Below are 17,852 nucleotides of genomic sequence, written 5' to 3' on the forward strand. Positions count from 1 at the left end.
CGAAGGAAGGGTGCTCATGACGTGGTCCATTATCCAGCGTCCGAGCCGAGCCCGGTATTCCCGGGCGCGGGCCGCCGTGTGGTCAGCGCCGTGACGGCCCGGCTCCCGACCTCGACGAGCCCGCAGCCCAGGATGCTGGAGACGATCGCCGCCACCAGCAGCTCGGTCGAGGGCATCACGAAGAGGTGGTACTGCACAGATATGGGGAGCAGGAGCACCGCGGCGAGGAGCAGGTACATGGTCCCGATCAGGGCCACCCGCGGCCACGTCAGCGGGCGCAGCGCCACATTGAGCACCCAGAGGCCCACCGCGGTCAGGCACAGCGTCGTGGCGGTCTGGATCGCCGCGGAGGGCGCTTCGAGGTAACGGCCGAAGGCGCTGACCGTGACCACTGCGAGCACGATCGCGATCGCCGTCGGGATGGAGAAGAGCATCGAGCGGCGGAGGAACCCCGGTCGGTAGAGCCGCGGATTGGGCATCAGGGCGAGGAAGAACGCCGGGAATCCGATCATGAGGAAGTCCACGGTCGAGAACTGACGGGGAAGGAACGGGAACTCCCAGAAGAGCAGCCCGTAGATCAGCCCGAGCAGGATCGCATAGGCGGTCTTGGACAGGAACAGGTGCGCCACCCGCTCGGTGTTGGCGATGACCTTGCGGCCCTGTTCCAGCACCGAGGGGAGCCGGTCGAAGCGACCGTCGAGCAGCACCATCCGAGAGACCGCCTTGGTGGCCGGTGCGCCGTCGCCCATGGCGATCCCCAGGTCAGCCTTCTTCATGGCCAGGGCGTCGTTGACTCCGTCGCCGGTCATCGCCACGACGTGTCCGGCAGACTTCAGCGCCTCCACCATGGTGCGCTTCTGCTCGGGGGAGACCCGGCCGAACACCGAATGGTGTTCCAACGTCTCGCGCAGCGCCACGGGGTCTTCTGGCAGCGCGGAGGCGTCCACGGCGTCGCCTTCGATGACCATGCCCACCTCGCGGGCCACCGCGGCGGCCGTCTTGGGGGAGTCGCCGGAGATCACCTTCAGCGCGATGTTCTGCTCACGGAAATACTGAAGCGTGGCGTGGGCCTCGGGACGGACGTTCTCCTTGAAGGTCAGCAGCGCCACCGGGACCATTCCCTGCGGCAGTCGCTGCCCCCGGCCGAGCGGCCCGGTGTCGCCGTCGATGATCGGGCCGTCCAAGGGCGCGTGGGCGAGCAGCATCGTGCGCAGTCCCCGGCTGGAGAGCTCCTCGGTGCGGTTCAGCAGCTGCTCCGTGCGCACCTGCGGGTCGGTGGAGTCCCCGCGGAGGATCTCCGGGGCGCCCAGCACCCAGTGCCCGGCGAGACCGCCGGCGTCCGCGGCGAAGCTCACGGCGGAGAAACGCCTGGCCGAGGAGAACTGGACCTGACTGGCCACCCGGTGCCGAGGCAGGGCGGTGTAGGGTGCGCGCAGCGCCGCCGCGGTGGCGTTCGCGCCCTCATCGGCGCCGAAGAAGGCCAGCACCTGCTCCCACTCGGCGGTCCCCTCCAGCGCGGTGGACCCCGGGTCGCGGCGGGCCGGGGAGGGAAGCCCGCGCGGACTCAGCGCGGTGGCCCGGTGGAAGGCGATGGTGCCGTCGGTGAGCGTGCCGGTCTTGTCCAGACAGACCACATCCACCCGGGCCAGGATCTCCACGGCCGGCTGCTCCTGGAGCAGCACGTTCTCCCGGGAGAGCTTCACGGCGGCCACGGCGAAGGCGATGGTCGTCATCAGGGCCAGCCCCTGGGGGATCATCGCGGTGACCGAGGACACCGAGGTGACCAGCGCGTCCCGCCACTGGCCCGACTCCCAGGCGGTGTTCCAGCCGCCGAAGGCCTGCATCTGGCCGTTGAGCACCACCGCCACGATGGGCAGCAGCACCATGGAGAGCCAGAAGGCGATCTTCTCCATCGCGCGGCGCAGCTCCGAGTTGATCTTCTGATATCGCTTCGCCTCGGTGGCCAGCCTCACCGCATGGGCCCGTTCCCCCACGGCAGTCACCCGGAATCTTCCGGATCCCGCCACCACGGCGGTCCCGGAGAGGATCCGGTCGTCGCGGCGCTTGGCCACGGCATCGGACTCCCCGGTGAGCATCGATTCGTCCACGTCGAGCCCCTCGGCGCTGAGCACCGCGCCGTCGGCGGGAATCTCGTCGCCGCGGCGCAGCTCGACGACGTCGTCGAGCACGATCTGTTCGCGGTGGATCTGCAGGAGCATCCCGTCCCGCAGCACCCGCACATCGTCCTGGTGCAGCAGCGCGATGGCATCAAGCTTGCGCTTGGCGCTGTACTCCTGGAAGAGCCCGATGAAGACGTTGGCCACCGCTGCGACCGCGAAGAGCAGGTCCAGCCAGCGTCCCAGCAGGATGATGGCCAGTGCACAGAGCCCGATGATGAGATTGAACAGCGTCATCAGGTGGGTGCGCAGAATGTCGGTGATCGAGCGCGAGGTGGTGCGCGGCTGGACGTTCGCCAGTCCCAGCCGGTTTCGCTCCAGCACCTGCACCGAGCTCAGACCAGCGGTTTCGAGCGTCTTGGGGTCCACGGCAGACCTTGTCTCCGCGGTGTCGCGGATCGCAGTCCTCTGGGCAGCCACAGGGCCAGAGTCTACAGTTCGGATCAATCGGAGCCGGAGACCGCGACGATCAGCTCCTCGCCGCTGGCACCGACCTCGATGCTGAGCGCGAAGTCGACCTGGTGGCTCTCTTCAAGGCTCGCCCCATCGTGGAAGTGCCGCGAGTCGAAGGTGACCGTGGCCGACATGTCGGCGCCGGGGGTCTCCCAGCCCTCCTCTGCGAAGTCGAGCGTGAGGCCCTCGGGCTCAGGCATCCGCCAGCTGATGGACTCGGTGACCACCTGGTTGGGGGTGTTGATGCCCATGGGGCATCCGGCGGGCATCAGCACCTGCTGATCGGCACAGCCGTCCAGATAGGCCTCGACCTCTTCCTGGAGCAGGTCCTGGGCGGCCTCGGAGGCCTGGAGCTCCAGCGTGATCTGGTGGGACTGGCCGTCGTCGTCCCCCTTCCCGGCGTCCTGGACCACCACGTAGCGAGAGGCGCCGACCAGCCATTCGCTGTCCACGGCGATCTCCACCACGGCCGGGACATAGGTCCGCAGCGTCGCGGAGTCGTTTTCGAGGTTCACCGGCTCACCGTTCACGGTGATCTGCGCGATGCCGCCGGCCGCGGCGCCGGGCACATCGATCTGCAGCTGGCTCATCGACGCCGCCGTGAGCTCCCAGTCCGGGAAGAAGGCCAGCGTGTTCTGCTGGGATTCCATGGGCAGCTGGGTCTCGAAGCTCTCACCCTCGATGTCGAACTGCATCATCGCGCGTCCCTGCTGCCCGGGGTCTTCCTCGAACCTGGTGTTCTCGATGCCTGCGGCGCTGCGTGCAAGCGCGTCTCCGTCCAGCAGCAGGCTGTCGATCGGGGCGCCCTCCGCCGCGTCCAGCGCGGCGGGGTCGAAGAATCCCAGCGCCTCGGATCCGCTGCCTCGGGTGATCGAGTCCCAGTACTCCTGCGCGGTGTGACCCGGGGTGTAGATCCTCTCGCTGACCTGCCAGATGGCGACGCCGCCGGCCGCCAGCGCCAGGACCAGCGCGGCCGCCCACGCCACCAGCAGTCCGCGGCGGGAGCGGGTGCGCCCGGGCGCCCCGGGTGGGGGCGGCGGAGGGGAGTGGGGGACCTGCGACATAGGGTTCAGCGTAGCAATGCCCTGACGCTCCGCCCGTCGCTCGGCTGCCGCCCCGGTCGCCGGTTCGGTGATCGGTCGGGTCTGCGCTGATCAGCCCAGCAGCACGGCGACCAGCACCACGGTGGGGATCGCCGCGATGGTGGTCAACAGGACGGTGTCGCGGGCGATGACCTCCCCGGCCTGATAGCGCACGGCAGTGACCAGCACGTTCTGCGCGGTCGGCAGGGCCGCCATGACCACCGCGACGAGCACCTGATGCGCATCGAGTCCGAAGACGAAGGACGCGAGCAGCCAGGCGAGCACCGGGTGCAGGATCAGCTTCAGGCCGGCGGCGAGGAACACGTCACGACGCCGGGCGGAGGCCCTGCTCAGCGGTCGGCTGCCGACCAGGGAGAGGCCGAAGGCCAGCAGCATCAGCGGGATCGAGGCGCCGGCGAGGAGCTCGATCGCCTCCTGCACAGGGGTGGGGAAGCTCAGTCCCTGCCAGGAGAAGAGCAGGCCGAGAGCGGCGCCGATGATCATCGGGTTCACCGCAGACTGCCCCAGGCTGCGCAGCACCGCGATGCGGGGGCGGGGCCGGACCTTCGGCGTCGTGCCCGCGTCGCGGGTCAGCAGGTCCAGTGCGGTGACGTAGATCGGGGTGTAGATCGCCAGCTGGAACATGATGATCGGCGCGGCGAGCGCGACGTCGCCGAGCACATAGGCCGCGATCGGGAAGCCGAGGTTGGCGCCGTTGACCAGCGACCCGCTCATTCCGCCGATCATCAGATCAGACCCGGCGCGGCCCTTGAGCAGCAGGAGTCGGCCGAGCAGGATGAACGCGACCAGGGTCATCAGCGCGCCGATGGTCGCGATGGCGAACTGCGGCCCGAGCACCTCGCGCAGCGAGGATTCGGAGATGGTGACGAAGAGCAGGCAGGGGGATGCCACGAAGAACGCGACGCGGCTCATCACCACGCGCGCATCGGGGCCGAGCACCCCGAACCTGCCGATGCTCCAGCCGACCGCGATGATCAGCCAGATGATGGTGAAGCCGGAGAGGACCGCGCCCACGACACTCCTCCCGGCTCCTGCAGCAGATTCAGCTCAACACTCTAGCCCCGGCGGGGGCGGTGCGAGCGCTGCCGCTCAGCGGAGGTCAGCTCATTGCTGGGCTTCGGCGTCCTCGGCAGGGCTGATGAAGTCGGTGCGGATCCGCTCCACGCCCTCGGCGGAGATCTGGAAGCCATGCTCCTGGCCGGCGTCGATCATGATGCCGGCGCCGGTGATCGACTGCACGATGGCGACCCCGGGGGCCTCCACGGCATGCGGAGCGTGCTCCTTGTAGTCATCGGGAATGTTCCCGCTGGTGCTGAACAGCGCGATCAACGGGTTGCCCTCGTTGTCCTGCAGCGTCAGCGGATTCACCGAACCGGTCTCGTCGTTGACCTCCTCGGGGCTGAGGAAGAAGACGCTGCTGGTCAGGAAGGTCCGGATGATCTCGCCGGCCTGCGCGGTGCCGTCCTTGCCCTCGATCAGGACCTGCTCGAGCGTGGCGGCGGGGCCGACCTGCTCGGCGGCTGCGTCGGTGGCGGGAGTCTGCTCTGGCTGGGTATTGGGAGTCTCGGTCATGTCTCTACGCGATCACGGACTCGCGCAGAATGCAATGCGAACGGGCCCGGCTCGTCTCCGGCAAGTGCTGTGCTGAGGTACTTTGGGCGAGTGCTGCTATCTGACCGTGACATCCGAGCCGAGATCGACGCCGAGCGGATCAGGCTGGACCCGCTGGACACCTCGATGATCCAACCCTCAAGCGTGGATGTGCGCCTGGAGCGCATGTTCCGGCTCTTCGACAACCACAAATACGCCCACATCGACCCGGCGGCGGACCAGCCGGATCTGACCCGGCTGGTGGAGGTGGATCCCGAGGAGCCCTTCATCCTGCATCCCGGGGAGTTCGTGCTCGGCGCCACCTATGAGTCGGTCACCCTGCCCGACGACGTCGCGGCCCGGCTGGAGGGCAAGAGCTCACTGGGCCGGCTGGGACTGCTGACCCACTCCACCGCGGGGTTCATCGACCCCGGGTTCTCCGGGCAGGTCACCCTGGAGCTCTCCAACATGGCCACGCTGCCGATCAAGCTGTGGCCCGGGTCGAAGATCGGTCAGCTCTGCTTCTTCCGGCTGAGCTCTCCGGCCGAGCACGGCTACGGCACCGGGGCGCATCAGTCCCGCTATCAGGGCCAGCGCGGACCCACGGCCTCGCGCAGCCACGCGAACTTCCACCGCACGATCATCAGGTAGCCCGAGGCCGGGTCAGCTCGGGGCCACTCCGCCCCGCCTCAGCCCTCAGCTGCGGTTCAGCACCCGATGATCGCGCATCTTCGCCGGACCGGTGGGGTTGTGCACCAGGGTCAGGGTGAGAAGCCCGATGCTCAGGATCACCACCACGCCGATGATGATCGCCTTGTCGCTGCCGCCCGCGCTCCACAGCAGCAGCGCGATCAGCCCCGGAGTCAGGAAGGACACGCTGCGCCCCGCCGTCGCGTAGAGCCCGAAGAGCTCACCGGCCCGGCTCGGCGGTGCCAGCCGGGCCAGGAACGCCCGGGAAGAGGACTGCGCCGGGCCCACGAACACGCAGAGCATCAGCCCGAAGACCCAGAAGGCGCCCGTCGGGGTGACCACGAAGCCGCCGAAGCTGCGCTCCACGTCGAGGAAGTACAGGATTGCGGCGGTGATGATCAGCGCGGTCACACAGGTGGCGATCACTCGGCGCGGACCGACCCGGTCGTCGAACCAGCCGCCGATGAACGCCCCCAGCGCCGCGGCCACATTGCCGGCGATGCCGAAGAGCAGGATGTCGGAGGTGGTGAACCCGAAGACCGTGACACCGAGGATCGCGCCGTAGGTGAACACCGCGGAGAGCCCATCACGATAGATCGCGGAGGAGACCAGGAACCAGAAGGTGTTCCGGTCCTCACGCCAGAGTCCGATGACCAGCCCGACGAGCCTGCGGTAGGACTCCAGGATGCTGACCCGTTCCTGAATGACCTCCTGGTCGGCGGTCTTGAGCGGGGTCAGCAGCAGCGGCAGCGAGAAGATCAGGAACCAGGCGGCAGCCACCAGCGCCACTGCCCGGACGTTGACCATCTCATCCTCTCCCAGTCCGAACAGGTGCGGCGGCTCGCCGGCGACCAGACCGAAGTAGACGATGGCGAGGATCACGATCCCGCCGAGGTAGCCCGAGCCCCAGCCGATGCCTGAGACTCGGCCCATCCGTGGCGAGTCAGCGATGTCGGTGATCATGGAGTTGTAGTTGAGGTTCGCGAACTCGTCGAAGAGCGTCATCGTGGCCATGAGGGTCACGCCCAGGACCAGGTAGGCCTGGTCGGGCTTCACGAAGAAGCATGCCGCGACCAGCGCGATGACGATCAGGGTGTTGACGGCGAGCCAGCGTCGTCGTCGGCCGCCGTTGTCCGCCCGCTGCCCGATGACCGGGGCGGTGAGCGCGATGACCAGCCCGGCGATGGTGTTCGCGGTGGTCAGATACTGCGTTCCCTGCCCGCCCGGCCCGACCGCGTCGGCGATGTAGGTGCCGAAGACGAAGGTCACCATCACCGCGCTCACCGTGGCATTGCCCCAGCTCCACAGGCTCCAGACCGCGATCAGCCGCTTCTTCAGCGGAGCGAGGGGGGAGGCCGCGACGGGCTCGATGCTGGTCATTGCGGCATAGTAACCCTGGTTTGTTAACATTGAGAGGATTGCCACCGCAGAACCTGGATCCAGGAACTCGCAGTGAGGCGTGTGAGGCTGATGACTGGAGAGGAGCGGGGTACATGATCATTGGGATGCTGGCTGTGCTGTTCGCGCTCAGCATCCTGACCCCCTTCCTGTACCACCGGTTCGGCCGCCGCACCTTCTTCTTCCTCGCCGCAGTCCTGGCTGTGGCCATGGTCGCGATCCTGAGCTATGTGCCCGCGGTGCTCGAGGCCGATCAGGCCGCCGGCATCGGCGAGCCCAACGCTCCTCCGGCCGAGGTGATCGAGTGGATCCCGCAGTTCGGCGTGGAGCTGGCGTTCCGCATCGACGCCCTGGCGCTGGCCATGTCGGTGCTGATCCTCGGCGTCGGGGCCCTGGTGATGCTCTACTGCGCCCGCTACTTCGCGTCCTCCGAGCGTGCGGCGGGCCCCTTCGCCGCGGAGCTCTTCGCCTTCGCCGCCTCGATGCTGGGTCTGGTGCTCGCCGATGACCTGGTCATGCTCTTCGTGTTCTGGGAGCTCACCACGATCCTGTCCTTCCTGCTGATCGGCTTCTCGGCACACCGGATCTATGCCCGCCGCTCAGCGATCCAGGCGCTGCTGGTGACCACCTTCGGCGGACTGGCGATGCTGGTGGGTCTGCTCTGGCTGGGCCAGCTCACCGGCAGCTACCGGCTCTCCGAGATCCTCGCCGCCGCCCCGGAGCTGGTCTCTGACCCCGCGACGGCGACCGCGGTGGACATCGCGGTGGCGCTGGTCCTGCTCGGCGCGCTCTCGAAGTCCGCGCTGGTCCCGTTCCACTTCTGGCTCCCCGCAGCGATGGCGGCGCCGACTCCGGTCTCGGCCTATCTGCATGCCGCCGCGATGGTCAAGGCCGGCGTCTACCTGGTGGCCCGGTTCGCCCCGGGCTTCCACGAGACCACCTTCTGGCTGCCGCTGGTGCTCGGGCTCGGGCTGCTCACCATGCTGGTCGGCGCCTGGCGGGCGCTGCGCCAGACCGACATCAAGCTGGTGCTCGCCTACGGCACGGTCTCCCAGCTGGGCTTCCTGATCATGATCAACGGGCTGGGCACCGAGGACGCGGCGCTGGCCGGACTCGCCATGCTGCTGGCCCACGGGTTGTTCAAGGCGGCGCTGTTCATGGTGGTCGGGATCATCGACCACCAGTCCGGCACCCGCGATCTGCGCAGGCTCTCCGGGCTGGCCCGGACCCAGCGCCCATTGTTCATCGTCGCGCTGATCGCCACCGCCTCCATGGCAGGCCTGCCGCCGCTCTTCGGCTTCGTGGCCAAGGAGGTCGTCTTCGAGTCGTTCTTCAGCTACGCCGAAGCCACCGACGGGGGCTCGGCGCTGACCTGGGGCTGGCTGGTGCTGGTCGGCGTCGTGCTGGGCTCCGCGCTGACCGTTGCCTACTCGGCCCGGTTCCTCTGGGGAGCCTTCGCCACCAAGCGCGAAGCCTCCGGCGCTGCGGCGGCGCCCATCGTCTTCAAGGGCCCGGTGCCGCGGGTCTTCCTCGCAGCTCCGATGATCCTCGCCGCGGCGACCGTGGGCCTGGCGCTGTTCCCACAGCCGGTGCAGGCGCTGGTCGAACCCTGGGCCACCCTGTTCGCGCCGGTGGACCCCGCGGTCGAACCGACCTATCTCGCGCTCTGGCACGGACTGACCCCGGTGCTGGGACTCTCCGCGCTGACCTGGGTGCTGGGCTACGCGCTCTTCCGCCTCCGCGAGCCTTTCGCCCGCGTCCAGACGAAGGTGCCTCCGGTGTTCGACGCCGAGCGCGGCTACCGAGCCACGGTGCGCGGGGTCGACATGCTCTCCTCCTGGGTCACCGCCCGCACCCAGCGCGGTGCGCTGGGCTGGTACCTGTTCATCATCCTCGCCGTGGCGACGCTGGTGCCGCTCAGCGTGGTGATCTTCGGCGGCCCCGGAGGCGCCGGGGTCTCAGATCGCTGGATGGTGGACGACTTCATCATCGCCGAGCAGCCGCTGCAGGTGGTGCTCGCGCTGATCATCCTCGGCGGAGCCTCCGGCGCCATCTGGGCTCCCAAGCGCTTCATGGCGGTGCTGATGGTCTCGCTCTGCGGCTGGGGGATCGCCGGGATCTTCGCGCTGCAGGGCGCCCCGGACCTCGCGCTGACCCTGCTGCTGGTGGAGTCCATCGTGCTGGTGGTCTTCGTGCTCGCGCTGCGAAGCCTGCCGGCGGGCATCTGGACCCAGACCCCCACCCGGTTCAAGTTCGGCCGCGCGGCGCTGGGCATCGGCTTCGGCGTGGTCATGATGGCCGTCGCCGCGATGTCCATGAACGCCCGCACCGCCGATCCGGTGTCCGTGGAATACCCCTGGATGGCCTATGAGGTCGGTCAGGGCGCCAACATCGTCAACGTCACACTCGTGGACATCCGCGTCTGGGACACCTTCGGTGAGATCACCGTGCTCGCCGCCGCGGCCACCGGCGTCGCCTCGCTGATCTTCGTGAAACGCCGTGACGTGCAGCGCCGGGAGCTCCATGAGGTCCCCAGCGGCACCGTCGGACGGGTGCTCTCGGACAAGGCGCTCTCCCCGCGCCAGGTCCGCGAGATCAAGGTCGCCCGCTCCTTCGCCACCGTGGCCCGTGAGGCCTGGCTGGTGGCCGGCCGCACGGTGGCGCCGGAGCACCGCAGCATCGTCTTCGAGGTCATCACCCGGCTGATGTTCCACGGCATCATCATGATCTCGCTCTACCTGCTGCTGGCCGGACACAACCTGCCAGGCGGCGGCTTCGCCGGCGGCCTGCTGGCGGGACTCGCCTTCGTGCTGCGCTACCTGGCCGGCGGCCGCTACGAGCTCGAAGCCGCGATCCCGTTCTCCGCCGGCGCCATGATGGGCTGGGGCCTGGCCATCGCCTGCTTCACGGGCATCACCCCGCTGATCGCCGGCGGGCAGGCCTTCCAGTCCTTCGACTTCTACCTCACCCTCCCGATCTTTGGCGAGCACCACTTCGTCTCGGCGATCCTCTTCGACGTCGGGGTCTACCTGGTGGTCATCGGCCTGATCGTGGACATCCTGCGCAGCCTCGGCTCGGAGATCGATGTGCGCAGCGAACGTGAGGGCCAGCGCGCCACCACCACCGCGCACGGCATCCACGGCGAGACCTCTGCGGGGGTGGCCCGATGACCGTCAACCTGACCCTTCTGGTGCTCATGGGCGCGCTCTTCGCCATCGGCATCTACCTGCTCCTGGAGCGCTCACTGACCCGGGTGCTGCTCGGGATCATCCTGATCTCCAACGGGGTGAACCTGCTGCTGCTGCACACCGCCGGCCGCGCCGGACTCGCCCCGATCTATGATCCCGACATCTCCGCCGAGGAGTACCTCGACCCGCTGCCGCAGGCGCTGCTGCTCACCGCGATCGTGATCGCCTTCGCACTGGTCAGCTTCATGCTGGCGCTGATCTACCGGTCCTGGGTGCTCGCCCGGCAGGACGAGCTCGCCGACGACGAGGAAGACCGCCGCATCGCCTCCTACGCCAACGTCCATGACACCGAGGAAGACGCTGAGCTGGCCACCGAGACCACCGAGTTCGCCGATGACACCGACTCCTCGGGGCGCCAGCTGCTGAACCCGCGCCGCGGGGTGGATGAGGTGGCTGGGACGGATGCCGCAGATGAGGCGCCCGCGTCCGGAGCGATGCACGCAGACCAGCTCGACGTCACCATCGGAGCCGGACGCGCCGACGGGCCGCCTCGGCAGGCCCCGGCAGATCCCGACGTCGAGCCGACGGCGGAACCTGACACCGATCCGGCTGAGGATCCAGACCCGACCGAAGGAGGTCAGCGCTGATGAACACCGAGTTCCTCAACTTCACCCCGCTGGCCGTGCTGATCCCGTTCTTCGGCGCGGGCTTCGCGTTCGCCTTCTACCGCAACAAGTCCGCCCAGCGGGCGATCACCATCGGCGCGCTCGTGCTCACCGTGATCCTCGAGGTCACGATGCTGAGCCACGTCTGGAACGGCGGCGCCCACGCCATCCACCTGGCCGGCTGGCCGGCGCCCTTCGGCATCGTGATGGTGATCGACCGGTTCGCGGCGCTGATGCTGGTGGTCTCCTCGATCATCACCCTGTGCGTGCTGCTCTACGCGGTGGGCCAGGGCGCCGCCGAGGAGAAGGACGACTCCGGTCCGGTCTCGATCTTCTACCCCACCTACCTGATCCTGGTGGCCGGCGTATCCAACGCGTTCCTCGCCGGTGACCTGTTCAACCTCTACGTGGGCTTCGAGATCTTCCTGACCGCCTCCTATGTGCTGCTGACCCTGGGCGGCGGTGAATCCCGGATCCGTGCGGGCGTCACCTACGTGGTGGTCTCGATCGTCTCCTCGATGCTGTTCCTGATCACGATCGGGATGATCTACGCCGCCACCGGCACGGTGAACCTGGCCGATCTCGCGCTGCGCCTGGCGGACCTTGATCCCAGCACCCAGCTGACCCTGCACGTGATGCTGCTGGTGGCCTTCGGGATCAAGGCCGCGGTGTTCCCGCTGGCCTTCTGGCTGCCCGACTCCTACCCCACGGCGCCGGCCCCGGTCACCGCGGTGTTCGCCGGGCTGCTCACCAAGGTCGGCATCTACGCGATGATCCGCACCGAGACGCTGCTCTTCCCGGGGGAGCGGATCAACACCGCGCTGATGATCGTCGCGGCGCTGACCATGATCGTGGGAATCCTCGGTGCGCTGGCGCAGGCGGACATCAAGCGCATGCTCTCCTTCACCTTGATCAGCCATATCGGCTATCTGGTCTTCGGGCTCGCGCTGAGCTCGATCATCGGCATGGCCGCCACCATCTACTACGTGGCCCACCACATCACCATCCAGACCACGCTGTTCCTGGTCACCGGACTGATCGAACGCCGGTCCGGGACCTCCAACGTGCTGCGCCTGGGCGGGCTGGCGAAGATCTCCCCGGTGCTGGGACTGCTGTTCTTCATCCCGGCGATGAACCTCGCCGGGATTCCACCGTTCTCCGGATTCGTCGGCAAGCTGGGCATGATGCAGGGCGGCATCGCGGAGAACACCTGGATCACCTGGACGCTGGTGATCGCCTCGGTGGTGACCTCCCTGCTCACCCTGATGGCGGTGGCCAGGATCTGGACCCGCGGCTTCTGGCGCAAGCCTGAGGACGCCGATGAGACTCCCGAGCGCCAGCTGATGTCCAAGACGCTGGCGCACTCCCGCGCGGCGAACAAGCGCTACCTGCCGATGTCGATGGTCGCCCCGACCGCGGCGCTGGTGGCGATGTCGCTGGCGTTCAGCGTCTTCGCCGGCCCGCTGATGGACTTCTCCCGGGCCGCCGCGCAGGATATGTATGAGCGCACCCCCTACCTGGAGGCCGTCTTCGGCCCCGACCGGACCGAGGGTGTGCGCGACGAGCTCGAGGAGTTCGCCGCCACCTTCCTGATCGACTATGAGCTCGACGACGGCGGCGCGGCCGAGCATGCTCCGGTGGAGACCTCCCTGCAGCCCGATGACGAAGCGGCCGACGTCGTCCCGGAGATCACCGACGGGGATGATCAGTGATGAAGAGACCCAAGACTCCGCTGAAGCTGGAGCTGCCGCTGATCGCGTTCCTCGGCTTCTTCTGGATGGCGATCTGGCAGGACTTCACGATCGGCACGTTCATCATCGGGGCGGTCTATGCCACGATCATCGTGCGGGTGTTCTACCTGCCGCCGCTGCGCGGCAGCGGACGGCTGAACCCCTGGTGGGGACTGGCCTTCACCGGTCGCTTCCTGGTGAAGATGGTCGCCGCCTCGTTCCAGGTCTCCTGGATCGCCGTCGTCGTCGGACCGAGGGTGAAGAACTCGATCATCTCGATCCAGCTGCGCAGCCATGACGACCTGATCGTCACCCTGACCGGGCATGCGCTTGCGCTGGTGCCGGGCTCCCTGGTCCTCGACGTCGACCGCACGACGGCGACGCTCTACCTGCACACTCTCGACATCAATTCCGATGAGGATGCCGAGAAGATCCGCCAGGACGCGCTGAAGACCGAGGCGCTGCTCATCCTGACCTGCGGGAATCGCTCGGACGTGGCCGTGGTCAAGGCGGAGAAGCGCCTGGGCAGGATGTCGGGCTTCTCCAAGACCGAGCGGGAGGCCCCGTTCATCCACCGCGGCGACGGTCCCAGCGAGGCCGAGCGGGACGCCGAACGTGCCGCGGGACGCACCCCCGAGCGTACCGACATCGATGCCGGCGCCGATTCTCCTGAGCGGACCACGATCGAGGAGGTGGAGCACTGATGCTGGACATCGCCGTGCACATCACCCAGGTGCTGCTCGCCATCGGCGCCATCGGCAGCGTCTACCGCATCTATAAGGGCCCCTCCGTGCTGGACCGGGTGATCAGCCTCGACGTGATGCTCATCATCGTGGCCTCGATGATGATCGTGGACATGGTGGTCAACGACCACCAGGACTTCATCATGTTCGTCGTGATCACGGCCGTGATCGGCTTCCTCGGCGCGGTGGCCATCGCACGCTATGTGGTCGTGCGCTCTCCCGAAGAGGTGGCCAGCGAATCCTCCGAGCAGGACCCATACCCTGCGCCCCCGCTGGCCCCGGCCATCCCCGGTGCCGCTGCGGAGAGTGAGCCGGAGGCCCCGCACGACCCGGTGAGCACCCCCAGGATGCCCGGGATCGAGGTGGAGGAGGGCGAGGACGAGTCCACCTCCTGGTTCTCCGCCCTGACCCGCTCCGGGTTCACCCCGCGCCGCCACGACGACGCCAGCGCCGACGCGGAGGAAGCCCCGAGTGCTGACACCGCTGCTCGCCCGCCCGCACAGAAGCCATCGAAGCAGGAGGATCGTGATGCTTGAGTCTCTCGACGCGGACCTGATCCTCGATGCGGTGGCCTCGGTGCTGCTGGTGATCGGCGGGCTGATGTCCCTGGCCGCCGGCGTCGGCCTGGTCCGGCTGCCCGATCTGCACTCGCGGATGCACGCAGCGACCAAGCCACAGGTGCTGGGGCTGCTTGCGCTGCTGCTGGCCGCGGCGATCAGCTGGCGGTCCTGGGAATGGGTCGCCATCGTGCTGCTCGCCTGGGGCCTGCAGCTGCTCACCGCGCCGGTCAGCGCGCATGTGGTGGGCCGCTCCGGCTACCGCACCAAGCACATGCGCCGGGATCTGCTCACCCATGACGAGCTCGCCAGCGCGGTCGAGCGGATCAGCCGGGACATCCCTCCCTCCCGCGGCTGAGCATGGACCCGCTCAGGTCCAGACGAAGTTCCAGGCTCCGGCGAGGACCGCCGCGGTCACCGCCAGCGCCCCGATTCCGGCGCCGCCCAGGATCACCGGCAGATCCGCCGCGCTGAACCGCGCGGGGCGCGCCCAGCTTCGCGGTCCCGCGCCGAACCCGCGCGACTCCATGGTCACCGCGAGCCTGGTGGCCATCCGGATGGCCTGGACCAGCAGACCGAAGGCCTGCGAGGCCGTGCCGCGCATCCGTGCCGTGAGCCCGCCGTGCGCACCCACGCCGCGGGCTCGGCGGGCGTGCCCGATCGTTCTCCAATGCTCCGCCAGCAGACCGAGCAGCCGCATCGCCGCCAGCGCACTGAGCACGAAGCGCGCGGGCAGCCGCAGCTGCTGCGCCAGGGAGTCCGCCAGATCCGTCGGATCCGTGGTGGAGAAGACGATCACCGAAGGCAGCACGATCGCGAACGCACGGGCGCCCAGCGCGAGCCCCAGCGTGATCGATCCCTCGCTGATCGTGGTGAACCCCAGGTCAGCGAGCACACGACCGGACTCTTCGGCGGCGATCGCGGTGCCCCAGGCGGCCACCACCGCGCCCGCGGCGAAGGGCCAGACGCGTCGCAGGAAGCCGCCCGGTCTGATCCCGGCCAGCGGCAGCAGCGCGAGGCTGGCGAGGATCACGACGCCGGAGCTCACCGCGTCGATGGTCATCACCAGCGCCGCCGTGATCAGGAAGACCGCGATGAGCTTGGCCAGCGCATTGCGCCGGCCCAGCCAGGACAGCGACCGCTCAGGCCCGAAGAGCTCCCCACCCGGGGGGTCTGAGCGCTCCCCGCCCCGCTGCTCGTCCGGGGCGACCGGTTCTTCTCGCCGGACCTGGTGCTCACTCGCGTGAAGTCCGCGCAGGAAGGCGGCATCGTGGGTGACCGCCAGCACCGTTCCGCCGGAATCCACATGCTCGCGCAGCAGTGAGATGAGCTCCGCGAAGGTGCGGGCATCCTGGCCGAAGGTGGGCTCATCGAGCATCAGCACCTCAGGTCCCGCCGAGAGCACAGTGCCCACCGAGAGCCGGCGCTTCTCCCCGCCCGAGAGCGTGAACGGGTTGGCCTCGGCCAGCTCCGTGAGTCCGAGACGCTCCAGCAGCCGGGCGACCCGGTCGTCGATCTGCTGCTCGTCGAACAATGGGTCCGTCGTGCCGGGGACCTTGGCCTGCTGCGCGCCCAGGGCGAGCTCCTCGCGGACGGTGCTGCGCACGAACTGGTGCTCCGGCTCTTGGAAGACCACCCCGATCCGGGCGACCAGGTCAGCGGAGCGCCACTTGTGCGGGTCCTCCGCCAGCAGCGCGCCAGCGCCCTTGAGCTCCGCAGTCGCCGAGACGCTGCCGGCATGGGCGGGCAGCAGCCCCGCCAGGGTCAGCAGCAGCGTGGACTTCCCCGCGCCGTTGGCGCCGGTGATGCCCAGGGTCTGACCTCGGCGGATCACCAGATCGAGATCCTTCACGGTCGGCGGCGCCGGCTGCGCGCGCCGCCAGCCGGGTTTGGGGGAGTGGCGTCCGACGGCGAGGCCCTCGGCCAGCAGCAGCGGTTCGGCCTGCTTCCGCCCAGTCCCGCCCAGCCGCTCAGTCCCGCCCAGCCGCTCCGTACCACCCCTCCACACCGGCAGATCCTGCAGCGGATCCCGTCCGGGAACCCAGAGCCCCATGCCGGCCAGCTCCTCGCGAAGCGCAGCATCGGTGAAGATCTCCGCGGCGGGACTGCTCCTGCGGATCCCGCCGCCGGTCTCGAGCACCAGCAGGGTGTCCATGTGCTCCGCCCAGACCTCGAGACGATGCTCCACCAGGATGACCGTGGCGCCGGTGGCCTCGGCGGCGGCGAGCACCGCGTCACGTACCTGCCGGACGCCCTCGGGGTCCAGGTTTGCGGTGGGTTCATCGAGCAGCAGCAGGCCGGGGCGCATCGCGAGGATCCCGGCCAGGGCCAGCCGCTGCTTCTGTCCTCCGGAGAGCTTCGCGCTGGGATGATCCAGGTCGAAGCTGTGCAGTCCGACATCGGTTAGTGCGGCCCGGACCCGCTGCCAGATCTGCTCCCGCGGCACGGCGAGGTTCTCGGCGGAGAAGGCCACGTCGTCGCCGATCCGCGAGAGCACCACCTGGGACTCCGGGTCCTGCTGCATCAGGCCGGCCCGGCCGCGGGCCTGCTCAGGGTCGACGCCGTCGAGCAGCAGCCGGCCGTGGACCTCGGCCTCATCATCATGCAGCACCGCGGCCAGCGCGTGCAGCAGGGTGGACTTCCCCGCCCCCGAGGGCCCCGCGAGGAGCACCTTCTCTCCCGGAGAGATCTGCAGGTCAAGGCCCGCCACAGCAGCACGCTCGCGTTCGGCATGGGTCCAGGACCATCGCTGCGCGGTGACGGCGACCCCGCGCGCAGGGTGCGCCCGGGTCGCGGAGCCGGGCTCAGGGACCGGGGTGCCGGCGAGATCACCAGCCCCGGCGTCGACCCGTTCACCCATGTGCTCGCCCGAGGCTCAGCCGTGGCTCCCGGTGCGCTCGCCGAGAGTTCAGCGGCCCCAGCACCGAGGCCGCCGCCAGTCCACGGGTGGCGAGCCAGGGGAGCACCCCGGCGATGATCGCCCCCGAGAGCGCGAAGCAGGTGATGTGGATGATGGTCTCGGTGGGGGCGTAGGCGTACATCGGGACGATCCAGTGATAGGTGATTCCGCCGGTGAGCCCGGAGGCGGCGCCGGCTGCCATCGCGAACTCCAGGGAGAAGCGGCGATAGACCACCGCCAGGAAGATCAGCTCGGCGCCGAGGCCCTGCATGAACCCGGAGGAGAGCACGGTGAGTCCCCACTGGGAGCCCAGCAGGGCGGAGACCGCCGCGGCGACCATCTCGCAGTAGATCGCGGCGCCGGGCTTGCGGATCACCAGGGCCCCGAGGACGGCGGGGAAGAGCCACATCCCATGCACCAGGGTCTCCACCGGCGGGTAGAAGACGAAGAGGTTCCCGATCAGGTGGTAGCTGAGGTTCCAGCCCCAGAAGATGACTCCGGAGGCGACCGCGAGCACCGAGGCGACCACGATGTCGGAGACCGACCAGCGCCATGATCGGGTGGGGGAGTGTGCGCCTGTGCCGCGACCGGAGGTGGCCGCGCGTTTGCTGCTGCTCATGATGCTTCTCCCTGGATGAGGGCGGACCAGAAGCACGCAG

At 68.9% G+C, this 17,852-nt stretch carries 14 protein-coding genes; 7 read left to right on the forward strand and 7 right to left on the reverse strand.

All coding sequences use genetic code 11. From position 1 onward, the window contains the following. Positions 1-29: 29 nt before the first annotated feature. From LSI54_RS00330 to LSI54_RS00345, 4 genes are all read right to left on the reverse strand, one after another. A complete protein-coding gene (locus tag LSI54_RS00330; RefSeq protein WP_241477497.1) occupies positions 30-2,597 on the reverse strand; it encodes an HAD-IC family P-type ATPase in 2,568 nt (855 codons plus the stop codon). A 23-nt stretch (positions 2,598-2,620) separates the two neighbouring features. Further along, entirely contained in the window at positions 2,621-3,694 is a 1,074-nt protein-coding gene (locus LSI54_RS00335) for a hypothetical protein (RefSeq protein ID WP_241477498.1), read from the reverse strand. 90 nt (positions 3,695-3,784) lie between these two features. Beyond that, a complete protein-coding gene (locus LSI54_RS00340; RefSeq protein WP_241463630.1) occupies positions 3,785-4,747 on the reverse strand; it encodes an AEC family transporter in 963 nt (320 codons plus the stop codon). Between the two features lie 90 nt (positions 4,748-4,837). Continuing rightward, positions 4,838-5,305 (reverse strand): SseB family protein, encoded by a 468-nt coding sequence (locus LSI54_RS00345; RefSeq protein ID WP_241463631.1) that lies wholly within the window; start codon positions 5,303-5,305, stop codon positions 4,838-4,840. 90 nt (positions 5,306-5,395) lie between these two features. Between LSI54_RS00345 and dcd the strand changes: the two genes are divergently transcribed. Beyond that, positions 5,396-5,974: a dCTP deaminase gene (gene dcd, locus LSI54_RS00350; RefSeq protein ID WP_241463632.1), complete on the forward strand. Its 579-nt coding sequence runs from the start codon at positions 5,396-5,398 to the stop codon at positions 5,972-5,974. Between the two features lie 45 nt (positions 5,975-6,019). Here the strand turns inward: dcd and LSI54_RS00355 are convergent, their stop codons facing one another. Next, the gene (locus LSI54_RS00355; protein WP_241477499.1) at positions 6,020-7,393 is read right to left on the reverse strand and encodes an MFS transporter; all 1,374 of its coding nucleotides are present in this window, start codon (positions 7,391-7,393) and stop codon (positions 6,020-6,022) included. 113 nt (positions 7,394-7,506) lie between these two features. Here LSI54_RS00355 and LSI54_RS00360 point away from each other — a divergent pair, with 113 nt between their 5' ends. The 6 genes from LSI54_RS00360 to mnhG are packed head-to-tail and all read left to right on the forward strand — an operon-like array spanning position 7,507 to position 14,652. Then, complete coding sequence (locus tag LSI54_RS00360; protein ID WP_241470292.1) at positions 7,507-10,581, forward strand: Na+/H+ antiporter subunit A; 3,075 nt, start codon at positions 7,507-7,509, stop codon at positions 10,579-10,581. Beyond that, complete coding sequence (locus tag LSI54_RS00365) at positions 10,578-11,246, forward strand: Na(+)/H(+) antiporter subunit C (protein ID WP_241477500.1); 669 nt, start codon at positions 10,578-10,580, stop codon at positions 11,244-11,246. The genes LSI54_RS00360 and LSI54_RS00365 overlap by 4 nt, the downstream gene beginning before the upstream one ends. Then, on the forward strand, positions 11,246-12,976 hold the full coding sequence (locus LSI54_RS00370) for a Na+/H+ antiporter subunit D (RefSeq protein WP_241463635.1): 1,731 nt from the start codon (positions 11,246-11,248) through the stop codon (positions 12,974-12,976). Before LSI54_RS00365 ends, LSI54_RS00370 begins: the two co-directional genes overlap by 1 nt. Beyond that, the gene (locus tag LSI54_RS00375; protein WP_241477501.1) at positions 12,976-13,698 is read left to right on the forward strand and encodes a Na+/H+ antiporter subunit E; all 723 of its coding nucleotides are present in this window, start codon (positions 12,976-12,978) and stop codon (positions 13,696-13,698) included. Before LSI54_RS00370 ends, LSI54_RS00375 begins: the two co-directional genes overlap by 1 nt. Then, a complete protein-coding gene (locus LSI54_RS00380; RefSeq protein ID WP_241477502.1) occupies positions 13,698-14,273 on the forward strand; it encodes a monovalent cation/H+ antiporter complex subunit F in 576 nt (191 codons plus the stop codon). Before LSI54_RS00375 ends, LSI54_RS00380 begins: the two co-directional genes overlap by 1 nt. Beyond that, positions 14,266-14,652: a monovalent cation/H(+) antiporter subunit G gene (gene mnhG, locus LSI54_RS00385; RefSeq protein WP_241463638.1), complete on the forward strand. Its 387-nt coding sequence runs from the start codon at positions 14,266-14,268 to the stop codon at positions 14,650-14,652. The genes LSI54_RS00380 and mnhG overlap by 8 nt, the downstream gene beginning before the upstream one ends. A 12-nt stretch (positions 14,653-14,664) precedes the next feature. On the opposite strand, the gene LSI54_RS00390 is transcribed toward mnhG, so the two are convergent. Together LSI54_RS00390 and LSI54_RS00395 are read right to left on the reverse strand one after the other, a co-directional pair. Further along, entirely contained in the window at positions 14,665-17,154 is a 2,490-nt protein-coding gene (locus tag LSI54_RS00390) for an ATP-binding cassette domain-containing protein (protein WP_241477503.1), read from the reverse strand. Further along, on the reverse strand, positions 17,147-17,812 hold the full coding sequence (locus LSI54_RS00395) for an ECF transporter S component (protein ID WP_241477504.1): 666 nt from the start codon (positions 17,810-17,812) through the stop codon (positions 17,147-17,149). The genes LSI54_RS00390 and LSI54_RS00395 overlap by 8 nt, the downstream gene beginning before the upstream one ends. Positions 17,813-17,852 lie beyond the last annotated feature (40 nt).

This window comes from Nesterenkonia sp. AY15 (assembly GCF_022565855.1).
In the GTDB taxonomy this organism is placed as follows: Bacteria; Actinomycetota; Actinomycetes; order Actinomycetales; family Micrococcaceae; genus Nesterenkonia.

Excerpts from the sequence above, each read along its gene's own strand:
- mnhG (WP_241463638.1), top strand. The coding sequence starts at position 14,266 with ATGCTTGAGTCTCTCGACGCGGACCTGATCCTCGATGCGGTGGCCTCG.
- LSI54_RS00335 (WP_241477498.1), bottom strand. The coding sequence starts at position 3,694 with ATGTCGCAGGTCCCCCACTCCCCTCCGCCGCCCCCACCCGGGGCGCCC.
- LSI54_RS00365 (WP_241477500.1), top strand. The coding sequence starts at position 10,578 with ATGACCGTCAACCTGACCCTTCTGGTGCTCATGGGCGCGCTCTTCGCC.
- LSI54_RS00380 (WP_241477502.1), top strand. The coding sequence starts at position 13,698 with ATGCTGGACATCGCCGTGCACATCACCCAGGTGCTGCTCGCCATCGGC.
- LSI54_RS00345 (WP_241463631.1), bottom strand. The coding sequence starts at position 5,305 with ATGACCGAGACTCCCAATACCCAGCCAGAGCAGACTCCCGCCACCGAC.
- LSI54_RS00375 (WP_241477501.1), top strand. The coding sequence starts at position 12,976 with ATGAAGAGACCCAAGACTCCGCTGAAGCTGGAGCTGCCGCTGATCGCG.
- LSI54_RS00360 (WP_241470292.1), top strand. The coding sequence starts at position 7,507 with ATGATCATTGGGATGCTGGCTGTGCTGTTCGCGCTCAGCATCCTGACC.
- LSI54_RS00395 (WP_241477504.1), bottom strand. The coding sequence starts at position 17,812 with ATGAGCAGCAGCAAACGCGCGGCCACCTCCGGTCGCGGCACAGGCGCA.
- LSI54_RS00370 (WP_241463635.1), top strand. The coding sequence starts at position 11,246 with ATGAACACCGAGTTCCTCAACTTCACCCCGCTGGCCGTGCTGATCCCG.
- LSI54_RS00390 (WP_241477503.1), bottom strand. The coding sequence starts at position 17,154 with ATGGGTGAACGGGTCGACGCCGGGGCTGGTGATCTCGCCGGCACCCCG.
- LSI54_RS00355 (WP_241477499.1), bottom strand. The coding sequence starts at position 7,393 with ATGACCAGCATCGAGCCCGTCGCGGCCTCCCCCCTCGCTCCGCTGAAG.